This is a genomic window from Maribellus luteus (assembly GCF_003576475.1).
Classification (GTDB): Bacteria; Bacteroidota; Bacteroidia; order Bacteroidales; family Prolixibacteraceae; genus Draconibacterium; species Draconibacterium luteum.
The window spans coordinates 1-19,352 of the sequence record NZ_QWGR01000023.1; the positions used below are offsets into that span (position 1 = coordinate 1).

A 19,352-nucleotide genomic window follows, 5' to 3' on the forward strand; every position below is an offset into this window, starting at 1 on the left:
AAAAAAGATGGAAGAACTACTACAGAAAACAAATAAATTTGGAGTTATAACCTGTAAACTTTTTTTAGGACGAGTCAGAGGGGTAAAATGAAAGCCGATCATAAATTGTAAGTTTCTTTTAAAAAAATTTGACTTTTTGGACAGCTTCTGCAGAGCTATGTTTGTTGTTCTTTTATCGCTTCTTTCGGCTATTGCTTTTCGTGTGCAAGAACCTGTTTGTCTTTAAGCAAGCGGGCCTTCAGTACATTGTAATCCAGCGAATGTACATCGGTTTCGTTTTCGATGGCCAAAGCGGCGGCGGTGGCGGCCGACTGCCCCAGGATCATAAACACCGGTTCCATGCGGATGGAGCCAAATGCAATGTGGGTTGAGCTTACACAAACCGGAATCAGCAGGTTGTTGCATTCTCCTTTTTTGGGGATGATGGAACGGTAGCTGATCGGGTAGGGCGGAAAGCCGTGAGCTTCTACGTTACCTTCGTTCTGAACATACCCATTGGCATCTACGTAGCGCTGCACCTGGTGCGAATCCATTCCGTATGCGGCCAGGCTCACCGGGTCGTCGGCTACTTTTAGTCCTTCGCAGTCGTGCTGGCTCATAACATAGTCGCTGAGCATGCGGCGTGCTTCACGAATGTACAACTGCTGTTGCCAGCCGTCTTCGCGTTCGTATTCATCTTTGCAGGTTCCCCACTGCGAAACCACTTCTCTTACTTTTTCCGGAATGCGCGGATGGTAGGCGAGGGTCCACATCAGCCCCTGCTGGTAGCTGCGGTGGCGGTCAATTATCCTTTCACGTTCTTCGTAGCTGGCCTCCGGGTAGTCGTGGTTTTGTCCGATAAAATCGGTGGAAAAGCCTTTTTGATTGTTGGTGTCGGTTTTGCGGTTGGGCATGGCCGAGTTGATCCATGGTACCAGTTTGTCGCCATACGGATACATTTCCTCGATGGGGCCTTGTGCGGCTTCGTAATTCCGGAAAAGAAGTTCGTATTCCAGTTCGTTGTAATCGTCAGGTTTGCGGAAAGGAATCCGGTTTTCGGGGTGGTCGGTCAGGGTCATGCGGAAACAGTAAGCCTGTATGCCCTTATCTCCCTGTCCGTCGATTCCGGGGCCGCCTTTCACAATAAAAGGGAGCAGACCACTCGAAGGATCGCCTTTTACTATGTAAGGATCAACACCGTCGATAAAATTATGGTGAACACTATTGAGCGAAACTTTGCGACCAAGTGTTATGCTGTAGTCGTTGGCCTGAACACCGTTGAGTGTTTCGCCGTATTCCGTGTTCGATTCGCGTCCGTAAGTGTAAGTTACACCGGCTGTTGCCAGTAAATCGCCTTCGTAAGTAGCATCGATAAACATTTTCCCACGGTATTTCTGACCGCTTTCCATCTCAATTTCAACGATTTTTTGCCCCTGCTTTTTTACGCCGTTGTCGCGGTTTAGCCGCTGCTGGTAAACGACATCAATTTTTTCGGGAGCCATCATTTGTTCGTACACTTTTACGGCTGCCGACGGCTCGAAGGTCCACATGGCATCTTCTCCTTGTTTGTTTCTGCTTTGCTTGTATTCTTCGGGTTTCTGCCATTTCCAGTTTTCCGGCCGGGCATAATATTGTTTTATGTTCCTGTAAAATTCGCGCGAAATTCCGCCAATGGCTTGTTTGTTGCCAATATCGGTGGCACCCAATCCGCCGGTGGTTAATCCTCCTAGCCGGTTCGATGGTTCAATGATCAGCACCGATTTTCCCATTCGTGAACTTTGAATGGCGGCGGCAATTCCGGCCGAAGTACCGCCATAGATTACAATGTCGTAAGAGGTGTTTTGTGCCTGTCCGTTCAGCATAAACAGCATTGAAAAAATGCTTGCAAAGACGGTTGTTAAGAAAGTTTTTATTGAAAACATACTATTTATTTAAGATTTAGTACAAAGTTAAGTTCGCTAAAGTGCCCAGATTTTATGCCTTTAGGATGAGTCTTCATGGTGTTAAAATAGAAAAAGTTTTAGGATCATAAAAAGCTGTTTTTGACTTGCTGAATTTAACAAAATTACAAGGAACACCAAGAGTGGTTGAGCAAAATTGGAGATGTGCCGGAAGCTGGCTGCCCGATATTTGATTGCTGGGTAGCGCATGTGTTTTGCCGAATATCAGATAGGTGAGTTTTTCGGTAAGTTCTTTAATTTCATGGAATTGTACATAAATGGGCCTTGCCTGGAAATATGAATTATTCTGAAACCGCTTTTAACCCGACAATCGATGCAATGAGGGAGGTGAGAAAAAGCAGCCTTAAAAATGTGGTCGGTTCTTTGAACACAAAAATTCCGACCAATACGGTTCCAACCGCACCAATTCCGGTCCATACGGCGTAGGCAGTCCCGATGGGTAAGGTTTGCGTGGCTTTTATCAAAAGACTCATGCTTATGGTAAGTGCAAGCAGAAATCCGGCGTACCACAGGTACATTTCGGTGCCGGATGTTTCTTTTGCTTTTCCGAGGCAAAAGGCAAAAGCAACTTCAAACAGTCCTGCCACAGTTAATATAATCCAGCTCATTTTCTTCCTTGTGTTTTTGTTGCTGATTACGGGTGCCGCAAAACAAAAAGCAGTGGTTTTACGTCCCGTTTGTCCGGGTTGAAAGATAGGTATTTAAACGAGAACTGTGGCTTAGGCATGTTCATAAACTGTTTAGGCTATTTATATGTTGTTGTCTTTCTGTTTTAAATATTATTTCCCCGTAATTTGATTTCTGCTAATTTCATTTGAGAGATTGGAGAAGAGCAAGGAGTATTTCAACATAGCCATTTTGTATTCAGTTTGAATGTATGGCGTTTACATTCTTTTACAGATATTTCGTTTTATATGGCAATGATGTTTCATTTATTGATGGGGTAAACTAATGCATGAGTTGCGACTATCTCATCAAGTTTTTTCGAAATTCCGACGGCTTCTTCTATCAATTCTTTGGGGTATTCATTTATTTCCAGAATTCTGATTGCATTTCTGTTCTTTAATTTTCCTTCTTTTAGTTTAAAATCAAAAGCCACATTATTTTCTTTTACAATTTCACTAAAATGATAAAGCTCGTATTCGTCGGATAACAAGTCGGTTAACTCAATATCATGGGTCGAAACGAAGACAAAATTCTTATTTCTTGCTAACGTTGAAAGCACTGCCTTTCCTGCAGATATCCTTTCTATGGTGTTTGTTCCTTTAAATATTTCATCTAACAAAAACAAGTTTGATTTGTCGTTGGAGGATTCTTCAATCATTTCTTTTATCGTCAATACTTCTTCAAAGTAGTAGCTTTTATCATTCATTAGGTCATCGCTTATTCTGATCGCAGAATAGATTCGCGCTCTTGGTATTGTCATCGATTCAGCAAAGCACGTGTTAATTGTCAACCCGGTTATCATGTTTAAGCCAATGGTCCGAATAAATGATGTTTTACCCGACATGTTGGAGCCTGTTATCAAAATTGATTTTTTGGAAACCTCTATACTATTTGTTATACAATCAGCTATTAAAGGATGGTACACATTTACGGCTATAATTTTTGAATCATTGATTACTGGCAAACTAAAATGTTCTAAACCTTTTCTTAATGAGCCAATTGAAATCAATATGTCTATTTCTCCAACAAAACAATATACCTTTTCAATTTCTTCCCTTTTAGAGTCTAACTGTCTTAATACTCCAAATAATAGCAAGGGTTCTAACAAAAATGCTATTTTGAATAGCTCTAAAATTCCCCAGAATAAGACATCAAAATCACTTTGTAAGCCAGCTTCCAAACGAAAAAAGGACATTCGGCGGCGTACCTGATTTATTGTCTGAATAGAATTGGCTAGATCAGGATTGAGCTCTTTAAATTGTTGGTTTCTGTTGAGATTATTGGCAATCTTATTTAATCTTAGAAGTTGAGGAATCGAACCAAGGTATTTGTGCAGGTTTCGTTTATTCCAATAGTGAAATCCCAAGTTAATAACGAAAACACCTAAAAATATAAAAAGCATCTTCGGATTAACCGGAAGCATCAGAAGCGACAGTATGCTTGTAAATGATAAGATACGTATTATGAAAAACCATCCGGGAGGTTTCTTGTGTTCCTCTTGAAATAGCGATGAAATGAGATATACATCGCTTTTATTTAATTTTTCTAGTTGTAATTGAGTATTAATCCTAAAATCGATATCATCAGTTAAAGTTTTTATAAGTTTTTCGTTTTTATCGTGATCATTGTTATCATTAGGGATTGTTCTTAGCTTATTGTATAAACATTGCTGTCCTATTATTGAAGTAGTTCTGTCGAGAAACATGAACAACTCTTCAAAATCCAAGTCGTTACAGGTTTTGTTTGATATCACATGAAAAGAATCGGCATTCTTTTTATTCTTGAAATATTTCTCAATCAAATCAAAGCGGAAGCCGTCACTCTTTGGTCTTCCAAACGATTCTTTTAATCTCTCAATATTTTTCTTTTTTCGCATTGTGATTTTACTGCCTGATGTTTTTAATAACAGTGGTTAAGGTTCTTGAAGGGGATCTTTTCCAATCTAAGAATTCTTGCAGTGCGAATTGGTATGCAAAGGCTTTGACATTATAGTTGACAGTGTTTTCAAGGTTATTGCTTTTTCCATTTTTAAAAATAGCAATAAAAAGGTTTGGCACTCTGGTTGCGAATATGTTATAAAATCAGTTTTTTATTTCAGGGGTACTTCAGAGGCCCGCGTTTGGACCTCCGAGCCCCAACGTTGAGGCTCGGAGAAACTAATTTTCACCTTTTTTGTTAAAAGCCAGGGCTCTTAGGTTCAAGCGTGGGCCTCAATTGTTAAAATTTTGAGCAATTAGGTTCTCGCTTGAGCTTCAAATGTTAAAATTCGGGGCAAAAAGGCTCACGTTTGTTTCTCTGAGGTTCAAATTAGTTCTTCAGAGGTTCAAACTAGTTTCTTTGAACCCAAAGCTGTACCTCGGAGGTGAGACGCCAGACATTAGAGCCTCACTGTAATTTATCAATAGCTCAAAGCCCGAAGCTCACTGTCCTCAGCCTTTGCCTTAGCCTCAGCCTCAGCCTTTCTCTGAGTTTACCTTTCGTACCCGATGGTGTACTTGCCGCTTTTCAGCGCAATGTTTTTATTGCTCAACAGCTCTTTCGTGAGGCCGTTAAAGCGGTATTCCTGGGTGCAGGAAGGGAAGGCCACTTCGGCTTCCACACCCACCGGAATTTCGATGGTCATTTCCATTGTTTCGTCTTTTAGTTCCCAGTTTACTGCCAGTTTACCATAGGGCGTTTCCCTGAATGTTTTGGCCCAGTTCACACCGTCCGGTATCTGGGGGTGAATACGTACTTTTTGCCAGGCGGGTGCGTCATCCACCGGATGAATTCCCCCAATGGCCTGGTAGAACCACGAGCCTGTTCCGTTGTAGCAATTGTGAATGTGGCTTCGGGCGGCGTCCCAGTGTTCCCAGGTAGTGGTGGCCCCGTTGTCGAGCATGTACAGGTAGCTGGGGTAGTCGCGTTGCTTCATCATCGAGTACATCAGGTCGGGTGCCTGGTATTTAACCACCCATTCGGTGAGCACCGGAAGTCCCACCAACCCACAGGCAAAATGTCCCTGGCGTAGCACATTGGTTTCGAGGTAAAGCGCTTGCGTAACATCTTTCTTTTTGTCGGCAGGTACTGCACCGGCAAGCATGGGGTAGGCAATATCGATCTGTGTTCCCGTTCCGTAGGTATTGTCTGCTTGGTTGAAATACACTTCGTGTATGCGTTTGCGGAGTTGCTCTTTTTGTGCCGCGTATTGTTGTTCGTCTTCCGGCTTTCCGAGCACACGGGCAATTTTCTCCATATTGTCAAAACACACGGCTATAAACGAGTTGTTTACCACATCAACGGAAGCTTCGGCGGTTTGATCGATGCCAAGGGGTGTTGCCCAGTCGCCCAGGTACCAGTTGCGGTAGTCGTTGTTGGGCCAGGGTTTCAGCAATCCGTCAATGCTGTACTTGTTGACATATTCGAGCCATTTTTGCATCACCGGGTAGTACTTTTCCAGCACCTGTGTGTCGCCGTAATTCAGGTAGGTATTCCACGAGGCGGTGATAATAAAACCACACCAGTAGGGCCCGCCGCCTGCGCGGTAAGGGTTGGGGGCGGTGTGGGGCATTCCGCCGTCTTCGCGGATAACATCGGCCCAGGCCTGCAGCCAGTTGTTGTAGAGCGGTGCCAGGTTGTACATGGTTTGGGCCGTTACGGTAGATGCGTTGCCATCGCCGCCGTACCCCAGCCGTTCAAGCTGGGGGCAGTCGACCAGGTCGCCGCCAATGCTCAAACATTGCAGAGTATAATGCTGCATGTTGTGAATCGAATTCAGGTCCGGATCGGAGCATTCAAAACCGGAGGCTTTCTCAAAATCAGTTCGGACAAGGTAGGCGCTGATTGAATCGGCAGAAGGCATTTCTTCAAGCCCGGTTACACGCACATACCGAAATCCGTGGTAGTCAAATTTATTGATGAAAACTTCGGGTGCAGTGCCCGATGCAACGTAGCGGTCGTATTGATTGCGGTCGTTGAATGTTCCCTCTTTCGTAAGATGATCGCAATAGCCCATGGTTATTTGTTGTCCGGGCTTGAGATTGCTAAAATGAAATTCGAGCCAGCCGGTGAGGTTGGTCCCCATATCAACCAGGAAAGTATCTTTTGAGATTTGTAAAATGGCAGCCGGTTTTATCGTGTCCTGAATGGTGTTGAACTCCACCATTTGCGGACTTACCGAATGAGCCGGTACTTCAATGATCGATACCGCTTTCCATTCGCGTTCGGGATCATTCACCTGTAAATCACTTTTGGCAAGGTTTCCATCCACAATTTCGCCCCCAAACTGATGGGGCCTCCAGTTGCCATGCCGGGTGTAACTGCTTTTTCTTCCAAGCCATGTCGTGTCGGTGGCCAGGACAAGCTGACTTTGGTTTCCGGCTGTTTTCTCGAGTTGAGCCCGAACCACCGGGCCATCGTTTACCACCCCGGGAAGTCCGGTGGTGTACCAGCCGCTGCCCAGCCAAAGCAATAAATCGTTTGCACCTTTTTTTACCAGGTCCGAAACATCGTAAGTATTGATCAGCGAGCGTTTATTGAATTGCGAAACGGCCGGGCTGAGCACTCCCTTTTCCACTTTCTTTCCGTTCAGATACACTTCGTGATAGCCAAGTGAATTAACGTGTAACAGGTAGTGGGAGCCGGTTTCATCTATATGAAATGACTTGTACAGTTGCGGACATTCGCGGTAACCGGCGTCGGTATTAAAGGCAATGTAGCTGGCCTGCCAGTCGTCGGGCGAAAGAAGCCCGATTCCAAACGATGCTGCTTTGCTCCATTCCGAAACATTTCCGTGATTGTCCCAGGCACGTACTTTCCATACCACGCTGCTTCCCGGGTTTAATTTTTTGCCCTGGTAAGCCACCAAAACACTGGATGATGACTCGAATTTACCGGAATCCCAAAGATCGGCTTTGCCTTCGTGCAGCAGCGAAGCATCGCTTGCCACCAGAAGTTGAAACGCCTTTTGCTCCGTACCGTTTTTGTTGCTTTTTATCTTCCAGCTAAAACGCGGAGTGTCTTTGTCAATAGCGGCAGGATTGTGCAGGTTTTCACACCGGAGGTCGTACAAATGAATGCTGTGTTTTTTGTGGCATGCGCCAAAGGTTAGGCACAGACAAAGGAGGATTATCAGGTTCTTTCGGTTCATTGGTGTAAGTCTTAAAAGCTGTAAATGTAGCATCAATTTGTGTAACCAAGCAGTAAAAAGCTATTAATTGGGAAGAAAAGTGGTAAGGGTAAGGCGCTTAGCTCCCGGTTTCGGAGTACCGGGATTGACAGGCTGATTTCACTTCCCCGGTACCGGGTCCGAAGTCATAAGTTTTAGTTACTTTTGGTTGCTAAAACCGAGAGCTATGAAGGAAATAGAAATATTCTGTAAAAATACCAATGCTTTTCATTCTTACCCGATGGGGACATCGTTGCTCGAGATCAGCCACGATTTGAACATAAAACTGGAGCACCGGGTGTGTGGCGCCATTGTGAACAACAAAGTGCGTGAACTCTCTTTTTGTGTGGTAAAACCCAAGCAGGTTGAGTTTATCGATGTTACGCACATGGATGGTACCCGCCTGTATATCCGCAGCCTGATTTTTGTAATGTATGCAGCGGTGAAGGAGGTTTTTCCGCATGTAAATTTCCGGGTGCAAAACGGCATATCGAATGGCTACTTTTGCGAACTGCAAGGGCTGGAGCGCGAAATCAATGAGTCGGACCTGTTTGCCATCCGGCAGGAAATGGAGGCGATAATTGCGGCTGACCTGCCTTTTGTAAAAAGAGGGATTGTTACCACCGAAGCTGTTGATCAGCTGATGAAACAGGGACTGGAAGAAAAGGCACAGTTGTTTGAACAACAGGGGCAGCTTTACACGCAGCTTTACTTTTTAAAAGATCTGGCCAACTATTTCTACGGCCACCTGCTGCCGTCAACCGGTTATATCTCCGGGTTCGGGGTGGTAAAATATTACGACGGGATTTTGTTGCAGATTCCGCACCGCAAGCATTTCGAGCGGCTCCGGAAGGTGTTTTACAACGAAAAGCTTTATGATATTTTCCAGGAACAGAAAGACTGGGCCGAAATCATTAACGTGTCAACGGTCGGAAACCTGAACGATCACACACTTGCCGGAAAAGGCGGCGATGTGATCAAAATCTCGGAAGCGCTGCATGAAAAAAAGATTGCGGAGATCGCCAACATGATTTCCTCGCGCAACGGCGACGTAAAAGTGGTGCTGGTGGCCGGTCCTTCGGCTTCGGGGAAAACCACATTTAGCAAGCGGCTGGGCGTGCAACTGGCGGTAAACGGTTTGCGTCCGCACCAGATTTCGCTCGACGACTATTTTGTAGACCGCGAGCACACGCCACGCGACGAGAACGGAGAATACGATTTTGAAGCGCTGGAAGCGGTCGATATTCCGTTTTTTAACCAGCAATTGATTGAGTTGTTTGAAGGCAAAGAGGTTCGTTTGCCGCTTTTCGATTTTCACCTCGGACGCAGAGCCGAAAACGGGAAAAAGCTGCAACTGGGGCGCGGCGATATTCTGATAGTGGAAGGAATTCACGGGATGAATCCCGGTTTGCTGACACAGGTGAAAGAAAAGAATACATTTAAGATCTTCATTTCGGCGCTGACCCAGATATCGATGGATGAACACACCCATATTTCAACGGCCGACAATCGCCTGATCCGTCGTTTGATCCGCGACAGTAAATACCGGGGCTATCCGGCGGCAGCCACCATTAAACGCTGGCCCTCGGTGCGAAAAGGGGAGGAGCGGAATATTTTTCCTTACCAGGAAAATGCGGATGTGATGTTCAACTCGGCAACGCTTTACGAACTGGCAGTATTGAAAAAGTACGCTGAGCCAATTTTGAAAACCGTACTCGAAAACCAGTGCGAATACACGGAGTCGTCGCGTTTGCTTGAGTTCCTTTCTTATTTCAAACAGATCAACGACGACGAAATTCCACCCACTTCGCTTCTTCGCGAATTCTTAGGAGGCAGTAGCTTTGCCTATTAAGCGAATTTAAAGAGCAGGTTTCGTAAAAAACAAGAGCTTAATCCGAAAGATAATTTGACCGGTTGGGGACTACCTTCCCCTTCCGGTTTTACATGCCTGTAATTTTGTTCATTTGTTCGTTTATATGATATAAATCATGCTTGTTCTATCCTTGTTTTCAGGCCCATTTTAAAATTTATTCATATTCATTCTTTTTAAACTTTTTACAGGATATCGACGGTATATCTTTACTATTTTTGCACCGTTTTTTTATGGAATTGGTTCCTCAAAAATAGATTTAGATGATTAAGAAAGGTATTTATGTAACAAACACCGAGAAGCATTCAGGCCGATCGGTGGTGGCGCTGGGAATCATGAATTTGCTTCTTTCCCGTTCGGGGAAGGTTGGTTATTTCAGACCGATCATCAGCGACTATCCCACAGGAGTGAGGGATAATCACATTGAAACAATGATCTCGTATTTCAACCTGAACATCGACTACAAGGAAACTTACGGGTTTACCATGTCGCAGGTGGTGAAATACAAGAACATGGGGCAGGAAAGCCGTTTGATCGACAAGATCATCGAGCATTACAAGGAGTTGGAGAGCAAGTACGATGTGGTGCTGGTAGAAGGCTCTGATTTTTCGGGGAAAGGCGTTTCCTTTGAAGTGGACCTGAACACGGAAATTGCGAAAAACCTGTCGATCCCGACCATTCTTGTCAGTTCGGCTCATAACAAGGATCTAAAAGATGCTGTTTCGAACTTCGACCTGGTGGTAAAAACATTTGCCGACAAGGACGTACCGGTGCAGGCCATTGTTATGAACCGTGTTCCGGAAGAACATTGCGAAGACGTGGCAAAAGAACTGAAACAAGTGGTTCCGGCCGATACAACCATCGAGATTATACCGGAAGTAACCCGTTTGAGCAGTCCAACCATCCACGAGATTTATGATAAGATTGGCGGCGAAATTCTGTTGGGAGAGAACCTGCTCAGCAAACAGGTCGATCATTTTGATGTGGGAGCCATGCAGTTGCGTAATTACCTGGATCGCGTGCGGGAAAACAGCCTGATCATTACTCCGGGCGACCGTGCCGATATTTTGGTGGGGGCTTTTCAGGCCAATGCATCAACCAATTATCCGTCGATTGCGGGAATTGTACTTACCGGTGGACTTCGTCCCGAGCCACCCATTATGAAGCTGATTGACGGACTGCCCAACCCGGTGCCAATCATCCTGGTAGACGATGTTACCTTTGTGGCGGCCAGCAAAATTGCGAATATCAAACCGGGAATTCGTCCGGGCGACACACGCAAAATCGAACTCAGCATTGCCACTTTTGATAAATACATTGATACTGAATCGCTGCTCAACAAATTTGCCAATTTCAAAAGCAGCATTGTTACTCCGCGCATGTTCCAGTACAACCTGGTTTCAAAAGCAAAATCGAATAAAAAACACATTGTACTGCCCGAAGGAACCGACCCGCGCATTCTTGCTGCGGCTGTTCATTTGGTTGATCAAAATGTGGTGGACATTACGCTTTTGGGAAAACGCGATGAGGTGCTGGCAAAGGCCGACCAGCTTGGTCTGGTACTGAACGAAGAAGAGATCACGATCATTGATCCGAATACTTCGGAATTGTATGAAGATTACTGGCGTACTTATTTCGAACTAAGGAAACACAAAAATATTCCGGAAGACATGGCCCGCGATGCCCTGCTTGACGTATCGTTTTTTGGAACCATGATGGTTTACAAGGGAGATGCCGACGGTATGGTTTCGGGTGCAGCCCACACAACGGCTCACACCATTATTCCGGCGCTTCAGTTTGTAAAAACCCGCCCGGGAGTTTCTACCGTTTCGTCTTGTTTCTTTATGTGTCTCGACGACCATGTTTCGGTAATGGGCGACTGCGCAGTTAACGTGAATCCAACGGCTGATCAGTTGGCTGAGATTGCTGTTTCGTCGGCAGAGTCGGCCATCGCTTTTGGCATCGATCCAAAAGTGGCCTTGCTTTCTTACTCTTCGGGAACATCGGGAACCGGTGCTGAAGTGGATAAAGTGCGGGCTGCTACCGAAAAAGCCAAAGCCTTGCGTCCCGACCTTAAAATTGAAGGCCCGATTCAGTACGATGCCGCTGTTGACCCAAGCGTAGGCAAAAGTAAAATGCCGGATTCGGAAGTGGCCGGACAGGCAAATGTGTTGGTATTCCCCGATTTGAATACCGGGAACAACACGTACAAAGCCGTTCAGCGCGAAACCGGTGCACTGGCCATTGGCCCGATGTTGCAGGGATTGAACAAACCGGTGAACGATTTAAGCCGCGGTTGTACGGTAGACGATATTTTTAATACGGTAGTGCTTACCGCTATTCAGGCTCAGGAAGGAATTTAATCAAATAATTCCTCGTGGCTTGCCTCGAGGTTTCCTTGTATTCTCCCCTGAAATTCAGGGGAGATGTCATCTGTTAAGTAACGGATGACAGAGGGGTAAAAATAAATTGCAAATGTTAGGCTAAGACGAGTTCCGCCTTAACCTTATTGAGTAAACAAAATAAGAAATGAATATTTTAGTAATTAACGCCGGTAGTTCATCCATTAAATATCAGCTGATTGATATGGATACTGAACTTCCGTTGGCGAGCGGGCTGGTTGAAAGAATTGGCCTGGAAGAAGGAGTAGTGAAATACAAAACTTTTGTAAACGGTGAGAAGAAGGAACTGAAGGAAACGTTCCCGATTCCCAACCATACAGTTGGATTGAAAAGGGTAGCCGAGTTACTTACCGATGAAAAAGTGGGAGTAATCAGCGATCCGTCAGAAATTCAGGCGGTAGGTCACCGTTTGGTACACGGCGGGGAGGCTTTCACCAAAACCGTGGAAATTACCGAAGCGGTAAAAGCAAAAGTAAAAGAACTGTTCCCGCTGGCTCCGCTGCATAACCCGGCCAACCTGATTGGTGTGGAAGTGGCGGAAACCGTTTTCCCAAATGCCAAACAGGTAGGTGTTTTTGATACGGCTTTTCATCAGACCATTCCTGAAAAAGCATTTCGCTATGCCATTCCTGTTGAGTTTTACAAGGAAATGGGAATTCGTAAATACGGTTTCCACGGAACTTCCCACAAATTTGTTTCAGAGCAGGCAGCAGAATACCTGGGAAAAGAGGATGCCAAAATCATTACCATTCACCTGGGGAACGGCGCTTCTATGGCAGCTGTAAACGGAGGTGTTTGTGTGGATACCACCATGGGAATGGGGCCGCTTTGCGGATTGATTATGGGAACCCGTTCGGGCGATATCGACCCGGCCATTATTTTCTTTTTGGCCGAACAGAAAGGTTACTCGGTAAACGAGATTTCAAGCCTGCTGAACAAGGAAAGTGGTATGAAAGGTTTAACCGGACAAACCGATATGCGCGATGTGGAGAAATTGCTGGATGAAGGCGACGAAAATGCTATTCTGGCCTGTGATATGTACGCTTACCGCATCAAACAGTTTATTGGTAGCTACGCAGCCGTTATGAACGGTGTGGATGCGCTTGTATTTACAGCCGGTATTGGTGAAAACAAAACGTCTATCCGCAAGCTGGTGTGTCAGGATATGGGCTACCTTGGCATTGAGTGGGACGAGGAAAAAGACAAAAACCGCACAGATGGTGTACATGAGATCAACACCGACAATGCAAAAACAAAGGTGCTGATTATCCCAACCAACGAAGAGTTGGAGATTGCCAGGCAAACGCTGGAGGTGGTCAAATAGTAATTTCAGAAAAGAATATTCAGAGCGGCAGGTTATTCCTGCCGCTCTTTTTCGCTCAACAGTCAGTCAGGCACACAAGGAAAAATCCGCGAGGTTTTCGTGAATCGTGTAAAATGTTGATATTTGGGCTTTCAAAATAAAACAGAGATAAATGGTAAATAAAAATATTCCTGCCGTACTGGGTATCGGCAACGCACTGGTAGATGTAATTTCGGTGATAAAAGATGATTCGCTGCTGCAGAAATTTAACCTGCCCCGGGGCAGTATGACGCTTGTTAATGCAGAGCGTTCTCAGCAGATTTATGCGGCTACTTTTTCCGAAAGCAGTAAGCTGACCACTGGCGGTTCGGTGGCCAACACCATGCGTTCGCTGGCCAATATGGGCGGAAATGGCGGCTACATGGGAAAAGTGGGACGCGATAAACTGGGCGATCTTTTTAAAGACGATTTTGAAAGACGCGGACTCCGTACCCACCTGACCTACAGCGAAAGTGGCACCGGCCGTGTAATGGCGCTGGTTAGTCCCGATTCGGAACGAACCATGGCAACCTACCTGGGAGCGGCTTCAGAGTTGCAGGCCTACGACTATATGCCCGGTTTGTTTAATGGCTACAAATACCTGTACATGGAAGGTTACCTGGTTTTTAACCACGATCTGATCAAAGCAGGCGTTGAAAAAGCAAAAGCTGCCGGACTGAAAGTTGCCATCGATCTTTCGAGCTTTAACGTGGTAGACGCCAATCTTGAGTTTTTGAAAGACCTCATTAAAAACAATGTCGACATCGTGATTGCCAACGAAGAGGAAGCGCGGTCGTTTACCGGCCTCGAACCCGAAGCGGCGCTGCACGAGATTGCAAAAGACTGCGAGCTGGCCATCGTAAAAGTGGGCAAGGAAGGTTCGCTGATCAAGCACGGCGATGTGGTAACGCGCATTGGCATCGTTCCTGCCAAAGCATTGGATACTACCGGCGCGGGAGATGCATATGCTGCCGGTTTCTTTTACGGGCTTACCAACGGCTATTCCATGGCAGTTAGCGGAAAAATTGCCGCCCTGGTTTCAGGGAAAGTGGTGGAAGTAATGGGACCTAATTTACCCGATCATCAGTGGCCTGAAGTAATGGCCGAGATCAATAAAATTGTTGCTGAAGATTAGCGATCAGTATTCAGTGTTCAGTCGCAGTTGGCAGTAGGAAGTGGCCGGAGAACTTTGGACAGATTCCTGACAACAGTGAAAAAAATAACCAATCGTAACAACGGTTGGTTATTTTTTATGTATGATTCAGCTATTCCTGATTCAAAGCTTGGAGCTAGTGGCTTGAAGCTAAAAGCTCTTTTTAAAACAATCCGTGAATTTGTGCATCGATGCGGTCGATCACATAACTCAGATCTTCCGGATTGGTGGTGAAATCAAGGTCATCTACATTGATCACCAGTAATTTTCCCATTTTATACCCGTTTATCCAGGCTTCGTAACGGTCATTCAACTGTTTCAGGTAATCGAGCCTGATAGAGTTTTCGTACTCCCTGCCACGTTTCTGAATCTGGTTTACCAGCGTGGGTATCGAAGCACGAAGGTAAATCAGCAGGTCCGGCGGCTGAATAAGGCTCACCATCAGATCGAACAGCGTTTTGTAGTTGTTAAAATCGCGGGTACTCATCAAACCCATGGCATGCAGGTTGGGCGCGAAAATCTCGGCATCTTCATAAATGGTCCGGTCCTGGATAATGGTTTTTCCCGATTTCCGGATATCGATAATCTGCTGGAAGCGTGAATTCAGAAAGTAAATCTGAAGATTGAACGACCAGCGTTGCATATCATTGTAAAAATCGTTCAGATACGGATTCTCATCCACATCTTCGTAGTGAGGGGTCCATTTATAGTGTTTCGCCAGTAGTTCGCTCAGTGTTGTCTTACCGGCGCCGATATTTCCTGCAATTGCTATGTGCATGGTAAAATTTTGATTTGAAATTCTAAATTATAAAAAAATCAGGTTATTCCTCTAAGATCTTTAAAAGATCATCGAGATATTTGCGGTCGTTCGACAAGCGGGGAATTTTGTTTTGCCCGCCAATCTTACCGCGTTGTTTCATCCAGTTGTAGAACGTTCCTTTGGGCGCCTCTATTACATGGGGCATCTCCAAAGTCAAATTTTTGTGCCTTTTGGCTTCGTAATCAGAGTTCAGCGTTTTCAGCGTATTGTCCAGTATCCGGGTAAAATGATCCAGCTCGTCGGGTGGTGTCACAAACTCGATGATCCACTGATGGGCGCCTTTTTGGTTGTCGCCGATAAAGATCGGGCCGGCCGTGTATTCGTTTATAACGGCACCGGTATGCTGACAGGCCACTTTTAATGCCTGTTCTGCGTTGTCGATGATCACTTCTTCGCCAAAAGCATTGATGAAATGCTTGGTGCGCCCGGTAATTTTTATTTTGAACGGGTATTTACACGTGAATTTTATGGTGTCGCCAATCACATAACGCCACAATCCCGCACTGGTTGAAATAACCAAGGCATAGTTTTCATTCAGCTCCACTTCTTCCAGCCCAAGCACCTGCGGATTTTCTTTGCCGAATTCCGACATCGGGATAAACTCATAGAAAATACCATAGTCGAGCATCAGCAACATATCGTCCTGGTGTTCGTTGGTCTGGATTCCAAAAAATCCTTCCGACGCATTATAGGTTTCAATGTAGTGCATCTGCGGACTGGGAATCAGTTTCTGGTACTGCTCGCGGTAGGGATCAAATTTAACGCCTCCGTGGGTGAATACCTCCAGGTTGGGCCAAACTTCGAGCAGGTTTGACTTGCCCGTTTTTTCGAGTACCCGCTTGAAAAGTACCAGGTACCACGACGGAACCCCCGCAAAAGCGGTTACGTTTTCTTCCAGCGCTGTTTCAATGATCTTTTCGATCTTCTCCTCAAACTCTTCGATCAGGGCAATTTCGGTGGTGGGTGTGCGCAAAAAGTCGGACCAAAAAGGTACATTCTCGAGCATAATGGCCGAAAGGTCGCCGTAATAGGAATTGTTGCTGAAATTGTTTACCCGGTGGCTTCCGCCCAATGTCAGCACTTTGCCTTTGAGCACTTTCGTGTCAGGATGAGTTTTCATGTACAGGAAAAACACATCTTTGGGGCCTTTCAGGTGGCATTCTTCCAGGGCTTCGCGGGTTACCGGAATAAACTTGCTTTTGTCGCTGGTTGTTCCCGACGACTTGGCAAACCACTTGGTTTCGCCCGGCCACAACAAATCGCGTTCACCGTTGCGCATGCGTTCCACGTACGGCTTTATCTGGTTGTAGTCTTGCAGCGGTACGTTATTCTGGTATTCATGCAGCGAATTTATTTTTTCGTAGTTATGCAGCTTTCCCCATTCGGTGTCCTTCGCAGCAGCCAACAGGTTGAAGAGCACTTCGTTCTGAATCTCGAGTGGATATTCGCTGTAATACTGTATTTCATCACTTCTGCGCGTCGTGATCCATCTTATGACTGAATTTAAAATGGCCATACTTGGTAAAAATTTAACGAGTCCAAATTTATGAATATTTTATGTCAAACCTGAATCAAAATTCCCGATTTGTCAACTTCTTTGCTTGCCCTGAAATGGAGGCCTGTGGGCACTTTTCAGTCATACATCAAAATGAACGGGTGTCCTGAAAGGACCAGACTTTAATAACCGTGTGTGAAACGCACGGTAAAAAAGCGAATTCTATAAATCAGCCCTGAATGGGGTTGAATCGGTCCCGGTAAAAATGTTATTGCCATAAGCATGGATGAATTGGGTGACTTTAAATTTATCAGGTGTAACAGAAATGACGAACGCGGGTTTGAGCAGGCAGATTCAATCTTTTCCAATCTCATATCAATCTATGTCAATCTTTTTTCAATCTCTTTCTGCTTGCTCCGTTTCCGTTTTGCGAATGCAGGTAATTGTTTAAATTTACGCTCGATTAACAAATCTGATTCAGAAGCTTGCTGGTTTCAACGAACGGCTGGCTTTAAACCAACAGAATTATGAATTACATTGACATTATCCTGCTCATTTTGTTGTTGCTTTCGGCCATCAACGGGTTTACCAAAGGCTTAATCGCCGAAGTAGTTTCTTTGGCAGCGCTTATCCTGGGTATTTGGGGAGCCATCGAGTTCTCGTACGTTACTTCTGAATTTCTGATCGAAAATTTTAACCTCACCACGCGGCATCTGAACATTATTTCGTTTGTGGTCACTTTTGTGGTCATCGTTATCCTGGTTCATATCGTGGGTAATGTGGTGAATAAAATGGCCGAAGCCGTGCTGCTGGGTTTTGTAAACAAGCTGGCCGGACTGGTTTTTGGCATCATCAAATCGGCGCTTATCATCAGTGTTTTGCTGGTGGTTTTTGATAAGGTCGACAGCGATGTCGGTATTATCTCACCCGAAACAAAAGCCAATTCCCGGATGTACGAACCCATTCGGTCGCTGGCGCCATCCATTTTTCCGTTTATTGACGACTGGGAAATAAACCTGGGAGAAAACAACAGGAGAGATTCGCATGTGGTCTAAAATAAGGAATAAATTATTTCGGGCCGAAAAGGAAAAGGCAAGCGAGCCGGTTGTTTGTAAAAACTGCGCCACCGAATTTGTCGGACATTACTGCCCGCATTGCGGACAATCGGTCAGCGATTACGATCGCCCCTTCAGTTTTCTTTTCTTTAATTTTTTGGGTGATTTTTTTGCCTTCGACGAGCGCTTTTTTAAAACCACCATCGACTTAATGTTTAAGCCCGGTTTTCTTACCAAAGAGTATTTTGAAGGAAAGCGGATTCGTTATGCCCCTCCGTTCCGGGTTTTTATATTTACCAGTTTTGTTCTTTTTCTGTTGTTGCAGATCTACACCAACCGGGGCTTGCAAAACGTGCTTCATTTCGACTTGCGCAACCAGGAAACATTAGATACAACGGCAGTGGCTACCATCGATTCGATCCTGACATCGGAGCTTGGCCGGCAACCGGCAACAGATTCCGCCGGAAGTTTGGATGCTACACTGACCATGGACAGCTTTCGGAAGGGAGATGTACAAAGCTGGCTGGAGACAGCGGCCGCCCAAAAAGAGAAAGAGCTGAAAGAAGAAACCGACCCCGAAAGACGAAAAGAGCTACAGGACATCCTTCGTGTTCTCCGGTCGCCGGAGCAGGTAAATGCACGGATACTGAAATACATGTCGTGGGCGTTTTTTCTGCTTCTGCCCATTTTTGCGCTTCTTCTGAAACTGTTTTACATCCGGCGCAGGCAAAACTACATCCGGCACCTTATTTTTTCGATACACATTCATTCGTACCTTTTTGTTTTGCTGATAATTATTACGGGTATGTACCTTACCTTGCCCTATAAATTAGGGCTTGTTACGCTTATTTTACTGCTGTCGTTCCCGGTTTATACCATCCTGGCCATGAAAAACTTTTACCGGCAGGGAATCGGCAAGGCAATCGTAAAATTTCTGGGTATCTCGTTTATTTACAACACTATATTTCTATCCTTTGTGATCTATGTGATCATCGAAGCACTTCAGGTTTAGCGAAATTTTCAGGTCGCGCGAAAATAATTGCAACCTTTCTGAAACGGCCGTAGTCATACGTTCAGAAAAAACAATTAAAAACAATTATTATGGATTTAGACATTCTGATACCCGCGATTATCTTTTTTGCAGCGTATCACATCATCAAGTTAATTTCTACTCATTTGCTGAAAAGAAAACTGATTAAAGCAGAACAATACGAACGGGTTGGAATTTTAGACGAAGCACAGCCGGTGAATGATGAAGTAAACCGTTATCCTTCGCTAAAATGGGGCCTGGTAGCACTGATGACCGGAATTGGCTTTATTGTTATCGATTTGCTGAAACTGATTGATAAAGCGATGATCGACGGCCGCAACGCCGTACTTCCCTTTGGCATCCTGTTGGTGTTTGTTTCACTCGGATTCCTGATCTACTTCTTTATCGTAAACGGGAAGCGGAAGTAGTCAGT

At 45.2% G+C, this 19,352-nt stretch carries 13 protein-coding genes; 7 read left to right on the forward strand and 6 right to left on the reverse strand.

Features of this window, described 5'->3' with window-relative positions; translation table 11 throughout:
- Positions 1–188: 188 nt before the first annotated feature.
- From D1614_RS22395 to D1614_RS22410, 4 genes are all read right to left on the reverse strand, one after another.
- The gene (locus tag D1614_RS22395; protein ID WP_119440238.1) at positions 189–1,901 is read right to left on the reverse strand and encodes an FAD-dependent oxidoreductase; all 1,713 of its coding nucleotides are present in this window, start codon (positions 1,899–1,901) and stop codon (positions 189–191) included.
- Positions 1,902–2,221: 320 nt separating this feature from the next.
- Positions 2,222–2,548, reverse strand: coding sequence for a DMT family transporter (locus D1614_RS22400; protein ID WP_119440239.1), 327 nt, complete (start codon positions 2,546–2,548; stop codon positions 2,222–2,224).
- Positions 2,549–2,868: 320 nt separating this feature from the next.
- The gene (locus tag D1614_RS22405) at positions 2,869–4,482 is read right to left on the reverse strand and encodes a MutS-related protein (protein ID WP_119440240.1); all 1,614 of its coding nucleotides are present in this window, start codon (positions 4,480–4,482) and stop codon (positions 2,869–2,871) included.
- 594 nt (positions 4,483–5,076) lie between these two features.
- Positions 5,077–7,734: an alpha-L-rhamnosidase gene (locus D1614_RS22410; RefSeq protein WP_119440241.1), complete on the reverse strand. Its 2,658-nt coding sequence runs from the start codon at positions 7,732–7,734 to the stop codon at positions 5,077–5,079.
- Positions 7,735–7,939: 205 nt separating this feature from the next.
- On the opposite strand from D1614_RS22410, the gene D1614_RS22415 reads away from it, so the two are divergent.
- From D1614_RS22415 to D1614_RS22430, 4 genes are all read left to right on the forward strand, one after another.
- Entirely contained in the window at positions 7,940–9,604 is a 1,665-nt protein-coding gene (locus D1614_RS22415; RefSeq protein ID WP_119440242.1) for a nucleoside kinase, read from the forward strand.
- Between the two features lie 281 nt (positions 9,605–9,885).
- Positions 9,886–11,985: a phosphate acetyltransferase gene (pta, locus tag D1614_RS22420; RefSeq protein ID WP_206610122.1), complete on the forward strand. Its 2,100-nt coding sequence runs from the start codon at positions 9,886–9,888 to the stop codon at positions 11,983–11,985.
- 166 nt (positions 11,986–12,151) lie between these two features.
- Entirely contained in the window at positions 12,152–13,348 is a 1,197-nt protein-coding gene (locus D1614_RS22425) for an acetate/propionate family kinase (protein WP_119440243.1), read from the forward strand.
- Between the two features lie 151 nt (positions 13,349–13,499).
- Entirely contained in the window at positions 13,500–14,501 is a 1,002-nt protein-coding gene (locus D1614_RS22430; RefSeq protein ID WP_119440244.1) for an adenosine kinase, read from the forward strand.
- A 181-nt stretch (positions 14,502–14,682) separates the two neighbouring features.
- On the opposite strand, the gene D1614_RS22435 is transcribed toward D1614_RS22430, so the two are convergent.
- On the reverse strand, positions 14,683–15,297 hold the full coding sequence (locus tag D1614_RS22435) for a deoxynucleoside kinase (RefSeq protein WP_119440245.1): 615 nt from the start codon (positions 15,295–15,297) through the stop codon (positions 14,683–14,685).
- Positions 15,298–15,340: 43 nt separating this feature from the next.
- Positions 15,341–16,855, reverse strand: coding sequence for a GH3 auxin-responsive promoter family protein (locus D1614_RS22440; RefSeq protein ID WP_119440246.1), 1,515 nt, complete (start codon positions 16,853–16,855; stop codon positions 15,341–15,343).
- A 506-nt stretch (positions 16,856–17,361) separates the two neighbouring features.
- Here D1614_RS22440 and D1614_RS22445 point away from each other — a divergent pair.
- From D1614_RS22445 to D1614_RS22455, 3 genes are all read left to right on the forward strand, one after another.
- Complete coding sequence (locus tag D1614_RS22445; RefSeq protein WP_119440247.1) at positions 17,362–17,889, forward strand: CvpA family protein; 528 nt, start codon at positions 17,362–17,364, stop codon at positions 17,887–17,889.
- Positions 17,879–18,901: a DUF3667 domain-containing protein gene (locus tag D1614_RS22450; protein ID WP_119440248.1), complete on the forward strand. Its 1,023-nt coding sequence runs from the start codon at positions 17,879–17,881 to the stop codon at positions 18,899–18,901. Before D1614_RS22445 ends, D1614_RS22450 begins: the two co-directional genes overlap by 11 nt.
- Before the next feature lie 89 nt (positions 18,902–18,990).
- Positions 18,991–19,347, forward strand: a complete 357-nt coding sequence (locus tag D1614_RS22455) for a DUF6249 domain-containing protein (RefSeq protein WP_119440249.1) — start codon at positions 18,991–18,993, stop codon at positions 19,345–19,347.
- Positions 19,348–19,352: the final 5 nt, after the last annotated feature.